The sequence below is a fragment of the Streptococcus parasalivarius genome, assembly GCF_054785155.1.
Genome location: NZ_BAABOB010000004.1, coordinates 83,319 through 99,711 on the forward strand (window position 1 = coordinate 83,319; position 16,393 = coordinate 99,711).

15 protein-coding genes are annotated in these 16,393 nt (G+C 39.8%); 13 read left to right on the forward strand and 2 right to left on the reverse strand.

Annotation, left to right across the window (positions count from 1 at the left end):
- Positions 1 to 181: 181 nt before the first annotated feature.
- The 7 genes from ACYVQ1_RS04775 (at position 182) to ACYVQ1_RS04805 (ending at position 5,829) form a co-directional block, all read left to right on the forward strand.
- Positions 182 to 919 carry a YhfC family glutamic-type intramembrane protease gene (locus ACYVQ1_RS04775; RefSeq protein WP_461250009.1) on the forward strand — a complete coding sequence of 246 codons (738 nt, stop codon included), beginning with the start codon at positions 182 to 184 and terminating at the stop codon, positions 917 to 919.
- Positions 906 to 1,181 carry an autorepressor SdpR family transcription factor gene (locus ACYVQ1_RS04780; protein ID WP_038676390.1) on the forward strand — a complete coding sequence of 92 codons (276 nt, stop codon included), beginning with the start codon at positions 906 to 908 and terminating at the stop codon, positions 1,179 to 1,181. Before ACYVQ1_RS04775 ends, ACYVQ1_RS04780 begins: the two co-directional genes overlap by 14 nt.
- On the forward strand, positions 1,171 to 1,758 hold the full coding sequence (locus tag ACYVQ1_RS04785) for a DUF1648 domain-containing protein (protein WP_461250010.1): 588 nt from the start codon (positions 1,171 to 1,173) through the stop codon (positions 1,756 to 1,758). The genes ACYVQ1_RS04780 and ACYVQ1_RS04785 overlap by 11 nt, the downstream gene beginning before the upstream one ends.
- 213 nt (positions 1,759 to 1,971) lie before the next feature.
- The gene (locus ACYVQ1_RS04790; protein WP_461250011.1) at positions 1,972 to 2,301 is read left to right on the forward strand and encodes a bacteriocin immunity protein; all 330 of its coding nucleotides are present in this window, start codon (positions 1,972 to 1,974) and stop codon (positions 2,299 to 2,301) included.
- A gap of 171 nt (positions 2,302 to 2,472) precedes the next feature.
- Positions 2,473 to 4,488, forward strand: a complete 2,016-nt coding sequence (locus tag ACYVQ1_RS04795) for a M13 family metallopeptidase (protein WP_461250012.1) — start codon at positions 2,473 to 2,475, stop codon at positions 4,486 to 4,488.
- Between the two features lie 133 nt (positions 4,489 to 4,621).
- On the forward strand, positions 4,622 to 4,945 hold the full coding sequence (locus tag ACYVQ1_RS04800) for a hypothetical protein (RefSeq protein WP_461250013.1): 324 nt from the start codon (positions 4,622 to 4,624) through the stop codon (positions 4,943 to 4,945).
- 50 nt (positions 4,946 to 4,995) lie between these two features.
- On the forward strand, positions 4,996 to 5,829 hold the full coding sequence (locus ACYVQ1_RS04805) for a metallophosphoesterase family protein (RefSeq protein ID WP_461250014.1): 834 nt from the start codon (positions 4,996 to 4,998) through the stop codon (positions 5,827 to 5,829).
- 141 nt (positions 5,830 to 5,970) lie between these two features.
- Here ACYVQ1_RS04805 and ACYVQ1_RS04810 read toward each other — a convergent pair whose 3' ends face one another.
- Positions 5,971 to 9,474, reverse strand: coding sequence for a KxYKxGKxW signal peptide domain-containing protein (locus ACYVQ1_RS04810; RefSeq protein WP_270334280.1), 3,504 nt, complete (start codon positions 9,472 to 9,474; stop codon positions 5,971 to 5,973).
- Between the two features lie 366 nt (positions 9,475 to 9,840).
- The gene (locus tag ACYVQ1_RS04815; RefSeq protein WP_002891300.1) at positions 9,841 to 11,106 is read right to left on the reverse strand and encodes a threonine/serine exporter family protein; all 1,266 of its coding nucleotides are present in this window, start codon (positions 11,104 to 11,106) and stop codon (positions 9,841 to 9,843) included.
- 326 nt (positions 11,107 to 11,432) lie between these two features.
- Between ACYVQ1_RS04815 and dhaK the strand changes: the two genes are divergently transcribed.
- From dhaK to ACYVQ1_RS04845, 6 genes are all read left to right on the forward strand, one after another.
- Positions 11,433 to 12,422: a dihydroxyacetone kinase subunit DhaK gene (gene dhaK, locus ACYVQ1_RS04820; protein WP_461250015.1), complete on the forward strand. Its 990-nt coding sequence runs from the start codon at positions 11,433 to 11,435 to the stop codon at positions 12,420 to 12,422.
- Between the two features lie 31 nt (positions 12,423 to 12,453).
- Positions 12,454 to 13,029, forward strand: coding sequence for a dihydroxyacetone kinase subunit DhaL (gene dhaL, locus ACYVQ1_RS04825; protein WP_461250016.1), 576 nt, complete (start codon positions 12,454 to 12,456; stop codon positions 13,027 to 13,029).
- Between the two features lie 3 nt (positions 13,030 to 13,032).
- Positions 13,033 to 13,407, forward strand: a complete 375-nt coding sequence (gene dhaM, locus ACYVQ1_RS04830; protein WP_013990335.1) for a dihydroxyacetone kinase phosphoryl donor subunit DhaM — start codon at positions 13,033 to 13,035, stop codon at positions 13,405 to 13,407.
- 14 nt (positions 13,408 to 13,421) lie between these two features.
- Positions 13,422 to 14,405 carry a Gfo/Idh/MocA family protein gene (locus tag ACYVQ1_RS04835; RefSeq protein WP_461250017.1) on the forward strand — a complete coding sequence of 328 codons (984 nt, stop codon included), beginning with the start codon at positions 13,422 to 13,424 and terminating at the stop codon, positions 14,403 to 14,405.
- A 143-nt stretch (positions 14,406 to 14,548) separates the two neighbouring features.
- Positions 14,549 to 15,640, forward strand: a complete 1,092-nt coding sequence (locus ACYVQ1_RS04840) for a glycerol dehydrogenase (protein ID WP_417164717.1) — start codon at positions 14,549 to 14,551, stop codon at positions 15,638 to 15,640.
- Positions 15,641 to 15,942: 302 nt separating this feature from the next.
- The gene (locus ACYVQ1_RS04845) at positions 15,943 to 16,287 is read left to right on the forward strand and encodes a hypothetical protein (RefSeq protein WP_417164718.1); all 345 of its coding nucleotides are present in this window, start codon (positions 15,943 to 15,945) and stop codon (positions 16,285 to 16,287) included.
- Positions 16,288 to 16,393 lie beyond the last annotated feature (106 nt).

Genomic DNA, 16,393 nt, shown 5'->3' on the forward strand with positions numbered 1-16,393 from the left:
GGAAAATTCTCAAGAAGAAAGATCGTGAAAACGGTCTTTTTTTGTGCTCCTATTTCGATTTTCTTCGAAATAGTCTTGACAGTGCTTTAGGAAAAGCGTATAATCTATTTCGAAAAATATAGAAATAGATATTCTGACTCAAGTCGTATTGATGCTCCGTCTCAAGGAAAGGATAAATCAAATGGAAACACTCCTTTTTATGACAATTCTTGCCATGTTAGTTATCGCCATCATAAGTTTTATCATTCTGAAGAAAAAATGGCAATTTTCAATCAAGCTCTTTTTAGTAGGTCTGATTGGTTTTGCCTTACCTGTCATGATGATTGAAGGACCTATCAATGCTGTGGCTCTTTCTGGTCTTGCTCACTCTTCTAAATGGTTGACCATTATTTATGGAGGACTTATGGCTGGCCTTGTCGAAGAAACAACACGCTATGTGGTGTTTAAGGTCCTTGCAAAGAAAAGAAGGTTGATGACGTCTGATATTGTAGCCTACGGTTTTGGACATGGTCTTAGTGAATTTATCTTGCTTGGAGTGATGGGCTTACTCATTAACATTATTGTTTTACAGGCCGTCCATTCAGGTCAGGTCAGTCAGTTACCTTCACTTCTTGTGAGTCAGGTTAACCAATTAACTGGCTTTGTTGTGATCATGTCTCTCTTTGAAAGACTAGTTGCTTTGGTATTACAAGTCTTGCTTACAGCTTGGGATTTTCTAGCAGTCACTAAGCATAAGCTTTCATTCTATTTAGGGGCGATATTACTTCATGCTACCATCGATTTTTTGGCAGGTGCTTATCAACAAGGGATAGTCAGAAATATCTTATTAATTGAAGTCATGTTAGCTATTTATGTGCTAGGTGTCGGACTTGTGACACGCCAAATTTGGAAAAAGGAGGAAACTCATGGGCTTATCTGAAACCTTAAAAGCCATCTCTGCCCCTGTGAGGAGAGAAATTTTAGACTATCTAAAGTCTGGGCCCAAGTCAGCTGGAGAAATCAGCCAACAGTTTGACTTGGCTCCCGCAACAGTTTCTCATCATTTGTCTACCTTGAGAAAAGCAGGACTTATTGAAGAAGAAAAGCAGAAGAATTTTATTTACTATAGTTTGAACTTAACCGTTTTTGAAGAAATTTTAACGTGGATTCAGTCACTTGGAGGAACAGAAGATGAAAAATAATATGCAAAGAGTTATTGGTAATATTGTGATACTCACACCGGTTATTGTCGGACTAGTCTTTTACAAACAACTACCAAATCAGATTGCTATCCACTTTAATGTCGAAGAGCAAGCCAATGGTTTTATGAATCGCAATTTAGCAATAGTTGTCCTTCCTTTTATTGCTCTTGCCATTTATAATCTCTTATTTTCATATTTTAAACAAATAACCATTTCATTCTTAAAAGAGTTTATGTTATGGCTTATTCCGATTTCTGCAGTTATCATTCAAGGTCTCGTATTGACTGTTGCCATGGGCGGACATGTCCAAGTTCGATTGACTGTCATTTGGTTAGTGGCACTCATTTTTCTAGTAATCGGAAATTATCTTCCTAAAAGTATTGGTCTAGCTACTAAAAATCACAGTGAGAGCAGTAACTCAGTAGCGAGAAAGTTAGGTTACCTAATGGTTGCAATGAGTCTTACCTTGTTAATCAGCCTATGCTTTAACCCCTATACTACAATTATTATTTTAGGTGTTTTTGTAGTTCTAATCTTGAGTATCTTGTTACCCAATTTTCGCAGTTTAAGAAAGTAATCGTCTGATTACTTTTTTTGTCCGTCTGTGTCATAGATTGGACCATATATGGCAGAAGGATATTTTTGTTCTTGAATTTGATATGCTAGATGTGTATAATGATGTCACAGCGAACTATTAAAAGAGGTCGTTGCTCATGACAACACAAACAAATAACCAATTTAATTCACTTGCTCGACCTAATCTTGCTACAGGTTATAGGAGGTAATCTAGATGACAAAAAGCAATAACACGCAAATTACGGATATCTTAAACAATATCTATAATCTGATTGTAAATCCAGAAACAACTGAAAAAGAGAGAAAGTTGCTCGTAACGTTTAAAAATGAAATCGAAGTTGGAAAGAAGGATAATGATGAACTTCTTGCAGAATTATGTAGAGCTATTCAGGCTCTAGCAGTCCGCAATCTTTCTAAAGGGATTTCTCTGAGTTCTGGAGTGAGTGACTTGAGTAAGACGCTCACAGAATTCCAAGAAAAATCAGAGCGTAACATTAATCTAGCAAGAGGATTGTCATCATCACTCGTCATGTTGTTTAGATGATCTTTGAAAATACTTATCTTGAGTGTCATAATATTTAATTTTAGCAGTGTAAGAAAATACAGAGAAGTAATCGACTAATTACTTCTTTTTGTCTCCCAAAAACATCTTGCTAAAATCAATGTTCTAATGATATAATACAAGTATATTAATCTAATTTTCTAAGGAGTATCTATGAAAAAGCGTAAGAAAATTATTCTTAGTTCCATAACGGGAGCCTTGGCCTTGGCTCTTGCAGGAGGTGGTTTTTGGGCCTATAAAACCTTTGTCCCACAAGAGACGCCGATTGACAAGAATGCTACGGTAGCCTCAAATTTTTATCAGGCTGTCAACAAGGAGTGGCTCCTAAAAGCAAAAATTCCTGTTGATTCTCCAAGCATTGATAGTTTTTATACATTAGATGAAGATGTCAAAGGGAAGCTAAAGAAGGATATCAAAAATTTAGGGGAAGGAAAGGAATCTTCAGACATTACGGGGATGTCTGAGTTTATCACTTTCTACAAGGCTGCTAGTGATTACAAGCAGCGTGAGAAAGATGGACTAGAACCTCTCAAACCTTATCTAAAAGAAATTGAGGATATCAAGGATCTAAATGATTTGGCCAATAAATCTGCTAGCTTAACTGATAAAGGGATTCCTATTCCATTTGGTTATGACGTAGGAACTAACGCAGAGAATACCAGCCAGAAACAAATCCAATTGAGCCCTCCAAGCATCTTATTGCCAGATGTGTCTATTTATAAAGATGAGTCGAGCAAAAAACAATATTTGACTCCAATCGAGACAGCCACGCAAAAAGCTTTGGAAATGCTTGGATATAGTGAAAAAAATAGTAAACGCATTGTCAAAGAAGCACTGGAGTTCGACGAAATCATTGCTAAGTACAGTCTCAGTAATGAAGAGATGTCTGAGAGTAAGAATTTGGTTCATCCTAAAACTGCAGAAGAGATTAATGCCTACTCAGGTTCCTTCAAATTATATGATGTCATCAAAGGCATTATGGGACGTGATTTAGAAACCATCAATGTCCCTAATACCAAGTATTTTGAGAATTATAGTAAGGTCGTTAATCAGGACAATTTTTCTAAAATAAAATCATGGATGTTGGTGCAAGAAGCTATGGCAGCGTCAAATTCTCTAACAGAAGATTACCGCTTAAATTTTCAATCGATTAGCATGGCTATTATGGGCACACAGAAGCCAATTTCTAAGGAAGATACGGTTTACGAGATGAGTGTCAATCTGTTTAGCGATGTCATGAGTGTCTATTATGGACGTAAATACTTTGGTGAGGAAGCCAAGACTGATGTGACAGGCATGATTGATAAAATCAAAAATGTCTATCGTGGCCGTCTCCAACAGAATGATTGGTTGACGGAAGAAACACGTAACAAGGCCATCGAAAAGTTGGATAAAATGAAGGTTTTTGTAGGTTATCAGGAAGATGTGGATCCTGGAACCAAAGAATTACATCTTGACCCTAACAAGTCCTTCTTTGAGTTGTCAGAAGACATTGCCCAGTTCGGAAAACGTTATACCATTGACCATTTTGATGAGCCTATTGATAAGAATAAATGGTCTGGTTCTGCTTTTGATATCAATGCCTATTACAACCCAGAAAGCAATAGCATCAACTTCCCAGCTGGCATTTTGCAAGCTCCATTTTATGACAAGAACCAAAGTACTGAAAAGAACTATGGTGGTATCGGTGTCGTGATTGGACATGAAATTACGCATGCCTTTGACTCCAATGGTGCCGACTATGATGAGAACGGCGACATGCATAACTGGTGGACAAAAGCAGATAGTAAAGCTTTCGACAAGAGGATCAAAGCCTTTGAAGACCAGTGGAATGGTTTGGAAATTTACGGGACTAAGGTAAATGGAAAACTCACAGTCACTGAGAATGTCGCAGATGCTGGTGGTCTCTCATCCACACTCCAAGTGCTCAAAACAGATATGACAAAACCTAACCTCAAGGATTACTTTGAGAATTACGCAAATATCTGGAAACAAAAGGCCAGCCTACAGTACAATAAATATACCATGGTGCAAGACGTCCACGCACCAAATGAGTTGCGTGTTAACCAACAACTTAAAAACCTTCCTGAGTTTTATGAGGCCTACCCTCAAATCAAACAAGGCGACGACATGTACCTAGCACCAAGCAAACGCATTAGTTTGTGGTAAAAAGTCTTGCTATTTTGGAAATCAAGAAGAAGAGAATTTGGAATGGAAACATTCCAGATTCTCTTTTTATGTTGTCGCTTTGGGGAATCATTTTCTAGTGTTATAATGTTGCTATTAAGGAAAGGATTCAAGAATGAAGCATAAAAGGAATCTGATAGAAGATAATAAAAGGGGTGAGAATCAGAGCTTTCTCTACTTCCTACACGAGGAGAAAAAATTTGACGTAAAAGCACTTGATGATTTGTGTCACTACATCATAGAACTAGATACAATCAGCCTAGAGCAGTTGAGAGATATTCATTATATTGAAAATCAAATACTACGCCATCTCGTGTATCATTTTGATGATAATGATCTAAGTAGAATCTCAAATCTCCCTTTTGAGTACTGGGAGTATATAGAGCCCTTTGAACGCTTGGTAGCAAGTTTGTATGAGGGTGAAGTCAAGGAAGAATAGTTGATGTTGTAATGGTTTCAACCTAGTGGACCATCAGTAAAGGAGTATAGATGAAACATCGTATTGCAATTTTGTCAGATATTCATGGGAATACAACAGCTCTTGAAGCAGTTATTAAGGATGCACAAGAGTTGGGTGCAACAGAATATTGGTTGATGGGGGATATTTTGTTACCTGGCCCAGGAAGAAATGAACTCTTTGAGCTTCTGTCTTCAATTCCGATAACAGCCACCGTTCGAGGAAATTGGGATGATTGCGTTTTGGAGGCTTTAGATGAGGAATATGGTCTGGAGGACCCTCAAGAAATTCAGCTCCTGCGACTTACCCATTACTTGATGGAAGAACTAGATTCTAAATATGTTGATTGGATACGTTCTCTGCCTCTGGTTGTGAAGAAGAAAATCAATGGGATTCGTTTTTCTTTGACGCATCACTTACCGGAGAAGAACTACGGAGGTGAGTTACGTCCAGCTAATGATACCAGTCATTTTGATCAGTTGCTAGATAATCAAACAGATATGGCGATTTACGGTCATGTGCATAAGCAACTGCTTCGCTATGGTAGTATGGGGCAACAAATTCTCAATCCTGGTACGATTGGGATGCCCTATTTTGATTGGTCACCTCTACAAAATCACAGGGCCCAGTATGCTATTATAGATGTCGAAGAAGATGGTCTTACTAATCTCCAATTTCGAAAGATTGCCTATGATTATGAAGCAGAGCTGCAGTTAGCCAAAGATAAACAGTTGCCCTATATCGAGCTTTATCAAGAGTTACGAAGAAATGACACTTATCCAGGTCATAACAAAGACTTGTTAGAGACTTTGAATCAACAGTATGGCTATGCTAAGGATGTCAAGGAATATTTTGATTTGAAGTAGATTGATGATAGAGATTTTGCCGGTAGCTTTACTAGGTTTTAGACAAAAAGAAAACACCAGAAAAAATGATTTCTGGTGTTTTTGAATACATTTTGGCAAAAATGAGGTATTTTTCAAATGCTTACAGTTGTTAGTTTGATATTAATCCTTTTTCTCTGTAGCTACGCCATTTTCGTCAATAATATAGGTTTTTCCATCTTTTTTAAGCGTAGTGTTAGTGGTAATTGGAGAACCTTTTGACTCTGGACTAACTGATATCGGCTTTTCAAAATGATAAAGTTTACCATCAAACTCTGCCCATTCGCCACTAAAAGGAGTAGTCATATAAATTTTAGGATTGAAATAATAGAGCCTATTATCTTCTAACCGAATGACACCTGTTTTTACAACTCCATTCTCATCAGAGATACAGAAACCATTCCAAGAGGTCGAGGTGTCTGTAGCTGTATTCCTTAGAAGTCGTCCTTTAGGGCCCAAAAGATAGGTCTTTTCATTGATATTTTCTAGATATGTTCGGTTTTCAGCTCCCCATGGTGGGCTAATATAGTAGGTTTCATTATTATGAGTAACCCATCCGAACTGTAGATGACCGTCCTTATCAGCATAATAGTATTTGTAGTCGCCGTCAATATCATCAGAAAGCATACTACCGTCTTTTTTGAAGAAATAATCGAAATCACCTATCTTGTGTCTATCATTTCGAACTTGGTAGCCATCTTCTTTAAAATAAACACGTTTACCGTCAATAGTTGCCCAACCAAATATCTGGCTTCCATCCTCGCCAAAATAAGTATATTTTTTAGAAAAGTAATCGCCTGTTTCATGGAATTTATTTACGAACATAGCACCAGTATCGTTATCGAAGAAATAGTACTTTCCATCAAGCAGAAGTCGTTTTCCTTTGGCTTGTTTTCCAGTTGGATCAAAGTAGTATTTTTGATGATTAATAATTTGAAGTCCAGTGGCTAACTGTCCATTCTCTTTAATATAAGCCCAATCACCATCTCTATCTTGAATAAATTGTCCAGGTTTATTCATAGTTACATAACCATTTTGGTCAATGACATAACGAATACCATTAAGTTCAAGTGTTCGGTTAGTCCACATAGCTCCGCTGTCTCTATCGAAATAATGTGTTTGACCGTCAATTTCGACAAGTCTTCCCTTAGCTTGTTTGCCCTCTTTATCAAAGTATAGAGTGACATTATCTATTGAATGGAGTCCTGTGACAGCTTTTCCCTCGTTATCAAAGTAGTACCAATTCCATGCATCATCGTGTTCGAAACGATTTGTTAGTTTAGTTTCGGTCGCTACTCCTTTATCATCAATGAGGTAGGCTTTTTTATTGTAAACTAAGGTCTTGGAAACTGTGAGAGGGGAAGTTTCGGAAAGCGAACTTGTTCTATTGAAAGCATAGAATTTATTATCACTTTGAATTACAGTTTCTTCAATCTTAGTTAAATCTGTGTTTTCTGGAAGTAGATGTCCGATGTAGAAATCATTGTTTTCATCAAGATAGTATAGATTACTATAATTATCACGAATAATACGTTTAATCTTATCGGTCTTTGTTCGTACTCCGTGGTCAATAATGTCTACTTCTTCCCTGACGGTATGGGTATAACTTCTTCCACCATTCTTGTAAGTTCTGTTTATGCTAGGCTCTAAGTGGTATAGCTTATCATCAATCGTTTTCCAAGTAGGTGTTGTAACTGTAAACATTTTGGGGATATTGCTATTATCAAAATAGATATTTTCAAAATAATAGAGTTTACCATTATTTGCAGTGCTAACACCAGTAAGTAAAACCCCATCCTTATCTGTACCTACGATGCCAGAGTAGTATGCATCATAATCCAGTTCCTGACGTCCGAGTAAAGGTCCGAGATAGTTTTTTAGAAGTTTGCCTTCAAAATAGTAATAGTCCTTGCCTCCTTTATTGACTATACCAGTGACTGGTGAACCAGAATTTGAAAAATAGTAGTCATCACCATTAATATGATGTTCTCCGGTTAGTACTTGGCCAAATTTATTGGAGCGATAGCTAGTATTTAAAGTTCCAACAAAGACACGTAATGACTGAATATAAAAGGCATCTTTTACCAATTTTCCATGATTATCAAAGAGGTAGTTTTGTCCTTTGAAGATAGTAAGATCATTTTCAACTCGACCCTTATAATCAAAATAATAAAGTTGATCGCCAACTCGATGCCATCCATAGTAACGTCGACCATCAGAACCATAATAGACGTTATACGTTTTAGCAAATGGTTCCTGTCTTCTGATTTCAATAGACCAAGTATGCCAATAGTTGGTTTTTACAGCACCTGAATAGTGACTAAAATAGTAATGGAAGCCGTCTATGATTCTTTCGCCATTTTTCGCTTGACGACCTTCTTCATCAAAGTAAAGAGTTACTCCATCTACATTTTGCCATCCTCTTAGTTTTTCTCCTGTTGCGGTGTAATAATACCAGTTGCCTGAGGAATCCTCTTCGAAATGGCCACCAGAAACAAGTGGACGTTGAGGAAGTTTCTGTTCAGTTTCAATCAAAAGTCCATTAGCTTCTGCGTGGTAAGTTTTTCCATTAATAGTGATGTCGGTATTTATAACCTTATGACCACTATCCTTGTCAAAGTAATAGGGTTCGATACCTATTGTAACGATTTCACCCTTGGCCTGAACACCGTCTGGGTAGAAATACATGTCGAAGCCATCTATAGTCTGTTCGCCTGTTAGAAGTTTCCCTTCTTTATCACTATAGTACCAGTTGCCGTCGTCATCCGACCAAAAACGGTCACGAACCAATTGGCCAGTATCTTTTTGAAAATAATAGGAATTTCCATCTAGGATGACAAAGGCATCTTTAGCTTGAACACCATTAGGGTAAAAGTAGAGTGGAATATTGTCAATAACTTGGCTACCAGTAAGTGCTTTCCCATCGTGGCCTAAATAGTACCAATTTCCATTCTTATCAGATGCAAAAGCATTACGGGTAAGTTGTCCACTATCTTTCTCAAAGTGATATGTTGATCCATTAACGTGACGGGTGTCTCCTTTGACTTGCTTACCATCGGCATCGAAGTAGACATTCACATTATCAATATTTTGCATACCAGTAAGTGCTTTCCCATCCTTAATATAGTACCAGCTGCCCTGATCATCGCTAGTGTAATGACCGCCGGATATTACAGGACTTTCTTCTACTTCATGGGCTGTATTTGTTTCAGAATGTGATGTTTCAGAGCTTACGACTTCACTGCTAGTAACAGTAGAGACTTCCGAACGAAAAGCTTGTTGAGAGTTAATTTCAGAAGTACTTGTTTCTGGAACAGTTGCTTCAGTGGTACTTAGGTCAGATTCAGTAGAAGTAGCTTCAGTGATGTTTTCTCTTGTATTGGGGGCGTCGAAAGATTTGTTTTCTTCTGGTTTAGTAATAACTTCATTAGTTGACGAGCTTACGACATCAATTGCGTTTTCTTGGATGCTGTTTTCAACAGTTGGTTCTGAGGTGGGGTGAGTCTGTTCAGCTGCGGACACATAGCCCAAGTTTGCAAAACTAAGTCCTAGAGCTAGACCAGTTACTGCAATGGTTACCCATTGCTTTTTTACTTTGTGAAGTTTAAAGTATACTTTCTTTTCCATGATAATGCTCCTTTCATTAAACTGAACAATGTTAGCAAGGATATGGTTAACTCATGAGTAAAATTAAGTTAATATTATAGTTCTATTGCTTACATATCAAGTTTATCATCACATTTTAATAAAATCAAAGAATTGTGTAAGCGTTTTTATTTTTTGTATAAACTCTTTCCAACTCTACTCTAAACAAAACTGATAGTATATGAATGATAAACTTTCATTAAAGAGAGTTAATGATGTATTTGCTTTAAGTTAGCAGCGGATAGATCCTTGAGTAGGGTATTTTTGATATTCATAATATGCTATCCACTGATTTTAGAACGCCACCAAAAAAGCCACTGGCATATAAAACCAGTGGCTTTCAACAATTTATTTTTTCTTCCCTAGTACAAAATAGCGGCTAGGGATTTGTTGTGTCAAACTGACGGCGATGGCGATGGTAAAGGAGGCCAGGAAACAAGCTCGTAGGAAGCTGAGGCCTAGGTCTGCATTTCCGATTAAGAGGAAGTAGACCGCACGGTAGAAGCTCATCCCAGGGATGAGTGGGAACATGCTTGAGGCTAGGAAGACTGTAGCTGGACATCTACGGTAGTGGGCCAAAAAGCGTGAGGTGATAGTGACTAATAGGGCTGGGAAGAGGATGGCGAGGACCTCGTGATGGGTATTATTCCAAATCAAGAGGTAGAGGAGCCATGAGCCGGCACCTAGGGTCCCAAGGTCTAAGAAGTATTTCTTAGGCACTCGGTAAAGCACGGAGAAGGCTGCTGTCCCAAGTCCTGCCATGAAGGTCTGAATCAAGACCCCCAGCCATGAGGTTGACGGTGTTGAGAATATGCCTGATAACTGTTCCGCAAAGGGGAGGATGGAAATCATGGCAAGAACACCGACAGAGATAGATAGACAAGTGGAGACCCCTGACAACATCAGGGCTAGACCGCTATAGTAGTTGTTCTGGGTGAATTCTCGAATGGCATTTACAAAGTAAGCCCCAGGAATCAAAATCATCAAGGTGCCCAGAATAATCACGCTACGATGTTGCCCGATACCCAAATAATAGAGAATGTTAGCTGATAAAGCGGCAATGGCACTAGAAAGGATAATCTGCAAGAAACTGGTATGAATAAAACGGGAAAAGAGTTGCATGCCAATCCCTACAAAAACTCCCGATATAGCCGCAGCAGTCCCATCAATCCAGCTACTTCCTAGAGCTAGCGAGAAGCTCCCAGCACCAATGACACAGGCTATAATATCCTCTAAAGGACGATAGAAAGTCTTCTGCTCAATGGTTTTCAGCTTTTGGAAAATGCTAGAAACAGGCTGATTTGGCTGTTCTGCCAGTTCACGAGACAGGCGGTTTACTTCCTCTAGTTTACCTAGATGGATAGACGGGACTGAGGTAGCTAGGACACGAGACTCTTTAAGACCTGAGCGGTTGAGTCCAGAAATCATGACTCCTCGATTGACCACATAAGTGGAGAAGTCTCTGATACCAAGAGACTTGGCCATGTGTCCCATGGTGTCCTCGATACGGTAAATCTCAGCACCGCTCTCCATCAGGACACGGCCTGCCTGAAGGACGGCATCCATTTCATTTTTGGTTTCTATTTCTGTTTCTCTTGGAAAATCGATGGTCATTTGAACCTCCTTATCGCTTAATTCGTCATTCCATTATAAGGCTTGAATGGTGGTTTTTCAATAGCTTTGACGACTAAAATAGGACTTTCTATGAGATTTTTCTCCTACTTAATGATAGGGGGGCAGGAAAATGGAGGGCTTGCCTTTTGCCTTGCCATTGGTAGAGGCAAATGCTACAATTAAATTATAAAATGTATGCGTTTACATATTTTACGCTACCTTTCTTAAAAAGCGTTTAATTCCTTTATTTATAGGGGTCTTAGCAATTAGAGAAGGGAACAAATGTAAGTGCAAATAGATGATACCTTTGAAAAGGAGACAATTCCATGAAAAAAATTATCAATAAACCTGAAAATGTTGTGACAGAGATGCTAGATGGTTTGGCTTATGTTCACAGTGATTTGGTGCATCGTGTTGACGGCTTTGACATCATTGTAAGAAATGAGCAGGCTGCTGGTCAAGTTGGTCTCATTTCTGGTGGTGGAAGTGGTCATGAGCCAGCACACGCTGGTTTTGTAGGTGATGGTATGCTTTCTGCAGCCATCGCAGGTGCAGTATTTACGTCACCAACGCCTGATCAAATTTTGGAAGCCATCAAGGAAGCGGACCAAGGAGCTGGTGTCTTCATGGTTGTTAAAAATTATTCTGGTGACATCATGAATTTTGAGATGGCTCAAGAATTGGCTGAGATGGAAGGTATCGAGGTTGCCAGTGTCGTTGTGGACGACGATATTGCTGTGGAAAATAGCCTCTATACTCAAGGCCGTCGTGGGGTTGCAGGTACCATTTTCGTGCATAAGATCCTAGGTCATGCGGCTCGCGAAGGTAAGTCTCTGGCTGAAATCAAAGACTTGGCTGACAAGATTGTTCCTAATATCCACACCATTGGTTTGGCCCTTAGTGGTGCGACGGTTCCTGAGGTCGGTAAACCTGGTTTTGTCCTAGCAGAGGATGAAATAGAGTATGGTATTGGTATCCACGGTGAACCAGGATATCGCAAGGAGTCTATGCAAGCTTCTCGACAGTTAGCTGAAGAATTGACAGGGAAGCTCCTTGAAGCCTTTGAGGCTAAGTCAGGTGAACGCTATGCCCTTCTCATCAATGGTATGGGTGCGACACCTCTCATGGAGCAGTATGTCTTTGCCAATGATGTTGCAAGCCTTCTTGGAGATGCGGGGCTAGAAGTGACCTATAGAAAACTAGGGAACTACATGACTTCTATCGACATGGCTGGTCTGTCATTGACACTCATGAAGATTGAAGATGAGGCTTGGCTTGAGGCTTTGGAGAGTCCAGTTAAGACTATTGCTTGGTAGTCTGACGTGAGAACTAGAAATTAGGTATATTATGGATAAAACAGTTGCAGTAAAATGGATGCAAGGCTTTGACCAAAAAGTTGAAGCAGAAAAAGACCACTTGTCTGAATTAGACGGTCCTATTGGAGATGGTGATCATGGTGCTAACTTGGCGCGTGGTATGGCGGCAGCCATTGAGGCTATTAAGAGCACGGAACCACAAAGTGCAGCAGAAGTGTTTAAGGCAGTCTCAATGGCCTTGATTAGCAAGGTTGGTGGGGCTTCTGGTCCGCTCTATGGCTCTGCCTTTATGGGGATGATGAAGGCTGAACAAGCTGGACAGGATTTGGCAGGAGTGCTTGAGGCAGGTCTCGAGATGATTAAAAAACGAGGCCATGCACAAGTTGGCGAAAAAACCATGGTGGATGTTTGGCATCCGGTTGTTGAAGCTGTCAAACAAGGTCAACTAACCAATGATGTCATTGACAAAGCTGTTCTTTCAACCAAGGATGTTGCGGCTACCAAGGGACGTGCCTCTTATGTAGGAGAGCGTTCTATCGGTCACATTGACCCAGGCTCGTATTCATCTGGCTTACTCTTCAAAGCCTTACTAGAAGCGGAGGAATAGGACATGCCAGAACTTGGAATTGTGATTGTATCCCACTCTGCTGATATCGCTAAAGGTTTGGTGAGTCTGATTCGTGAAGTTGCACCAGATATTCCTTTAACGGCTACAGGCGGTCTTGAAGATGGTGGACTGGGATCTAGTTTTGACCATGTGCAAGTAGCTGTGGATAGTCAGCCTGCTAACCGTCTCTTGGCCTTTTATGATCTGGGCAGTGCTCGCATGAATTTGGAGATGGTTGAAGAATTTTCAGACAAGGAAATCCTTATTCAGCAGGTACCTCTCATTGAGGGGGCCTATGCGGCATCAGCCTTGCTTCAGGCAGGAGCGAGTGAAGTTGAAATCTTATCACAGATAAATGAATTAACCATTCAAAAATAGAATAAAGGAAAACTATGACAAATCAAATTAAGTATAAATGGGCTAGTCTTGGGACGGGTGTTATTGCCAATGAGTTGGCACAGGCTTTAGAAGCTCTAGGTGGTAAACTCTATTCCGTTGCCAATCGTACCTATGATAAGGGAGTGGCCTTTGCTGAGAAATATGGCATTGAAAAGGTTTATAAAGAGATTGACGAAGTGTTTAAAGATCCTGAAGTGGATATTATCTACATTTCAACGCCTCACAATACGCATATCAATTTTCTTCGCAAGGCACTCGCAGCAGGTAAACACGTCCTCTGTGAAAAATCTATCACCTTAAATAGTGAGGAATTGGCAGAAGCTATCCAACTGGCCGAAGAAAATCATGTCAAACTGGCAGAAGCCATGACCATTTTCCATATGCCTATCTATCGAAAACTATCTGAAATCGTGGAAAGTGGTAAGCTAGGTCCCCTTAAGATTATTCAGATGAACTTCGGTTCTTATAAAGAATATGACATGACCAACCGCTTTTTCAACCGTAATCTGGCTGGTGGTGCCCTACTTGATATCGGTGTCTATGCCCTATCTTTCGTGCGTTGGTTTATGACCTCACAACCGACAGAGATGGTTTCACAGGTCAAATTAGCTCCGACTGGCGTTGATGAGCAAGCGGGTATTCTTCTTACCAATGCAGAAGGGGAAATGGCGACGGTGACATTGAGTCTTCATGCCAAACAACCTAAGCGTGGCACCATCGCTTATGACAAGGGCTATATCGAACTTTACGAGTACCCACGTGGGCAAAAGGCGGTCATCACCTATACGGAAGATGGCTCACAAGAAGTCATCGAGTCAGGAGAAACTGCCAAAGCCCTCCAGTATGAGGTCCTAGACATGGAAGCAGCTGTTGCAGGCGAGGATGATCATACCTACCTCAATTACAGCCGAGATGTCATGGAGCTCATGACTCAACTCCGCAAAGATTGGGGCTTGGTCTACCCAGAAGAAGAGTAGCGATTAGATGATAAACAAGACCAGTATAATGTACTGACTACAAAAGATAGACAGTCTCTTAAAAGGATTTAGCCCTGCATAAGATAGGAATAGGTCCATTTAACCGATTCTATATAAATACATTTATGTCAAAGGAGAAAGACATGAGAAATTTTGCAAGTCCGTCACGTTACATTCAAGGTGAAAATGCCTTATTTGAAAATGCAAAAGCCATTTCAGAATTGGGAACTCATCCTGTTTTACTATGTGACTCAGTAGTTTATGATATTGTAGGTAAACGTTTCGAAGAATACCTTGTTCAAAATGGACTCACAGTTGTACCAGTCTTCTTTAATGGAGAAGCATCGGATAATGAAATTAATCGTGTGGTCAGCCTAGCCAAAGAAGAAGGTTGTGATTTAGTTATTGGACTCGGTGGTGGTAAGACTATCGATAGTGCTAAAGCTATTGCAGACCTTATACAATCGTCAGTTGTTATTGCCCCAACTATCGCATCTACAGATGCTCCAGTTTCAGCTTTGTCTGTTATCTATACTGACGAGGGTGCCTTTGAGCGCTATATCTTCTATTCTAAGAACCCAGAGTTGGTTTTGGTGGATAGTAAAGTGATCTCTCAAGCACCAAAACGTTTGTTAGCATCTGGTATTGCAGATGGCTTAGCAACTTGGGTAGAAGCTCGAGCAGTTATGCAAGCTAACGGAAAAACTATGCTAGGTAAACACCAAACTCTAGCAGGGGTTGCCATTGCTGAACGCTGTGAAGAGATTCTTTTTGCAGATGGTCTACAAGCCATGGCCGCTTGTGAAGCTGAAGTGGTAACGCCTGCCCTGGAAAATATTATTGAAGCTAATACCCTTCTTAGTGGTATTGGATTTGAAAGTGGTGGTTTGGCTGCTGCCCATGCCATCCATAACGGTTTCACAGCCCTCACTGGCGATATTCACCATTTGACTCATGGTGAAAAAGTAGCCTACGGAACTCTTGTGCAATTGTTCTTAGAAAATCGTCCAAAAGAAGTTTTGGATAAATACATTCGCTTCTATCAAAAAATTGGCATGCCAACTACTCTTAAAGAAATGCATCTTGAAAATGCAAGCTACGAAGATCTTCTCAAGGTTGGTCAACAAGCGACTATTGAAGGAGAAACTATCCATCAAATGCCATTTGAAGTGAAAGCCTCTGATATTGCCCAAGCAATCGTAGCAGTAGATGCTTATGTTAATGGATTGGACTAAGTAAATGAGGTCTTTTGTAAGGAAAGTGCCTCCATTCCCGTATAGGAATACTATCCCCCTCAAGCACTTATTCCTACATGATAGACAAATTGTTATAGGAAAGGGTTCAGTTCTGTATCGGATAGGACTGGGCCCTTTTTACTATTTAAAATTCAATATTTTCAAAGTTAATCAAAGCGGTTTAAGAACTTTTGAAAACATAAAACATTTTCAAGAAACCTTGATTTAATAGCCAATTAGCTTGTGAAAGCGTTTCGAAAGGTGTATAATGTAAGTAATAAGATAGGAAAAGGAGATGCCCAGTGGCTAGTATTACAATTGAAGCGAGCAAGGTGGCTAGAAAGAGTCCCATTCGAGTAGACACTAGTCTTGTTGGAACAGTTTCTGGTGTGGAAGCAGTGACTGTTTCTCTGCCGTCAGCAAAAGCTCGTTTGAGTATTGGTAAATTGGGTTACAAGTCTAATACTATTACTGTGGAGGACGGACAAACCGTTCGGGTTACTAGTAATTTTCTAAATCGTTTCATAGCGTTAGCTCCATTGTTTCTCTACCTTTTTGGAGGTCGTTATCTCCCACTTGTTGCTGTCCTATCTACTATAATTTTGCTTTTTAGCTTACCTTTTCTCAAGTTAGAAATCGTAGGCTGATTAGAATCGGGAGTGGCTTAGCCCTCTGTTTGATACCTTTAACTCACTTTTTCATAATAATGCTAGGCCACTCCCTTTTCATTGGGAACGGGTCGAGACGAAAAAG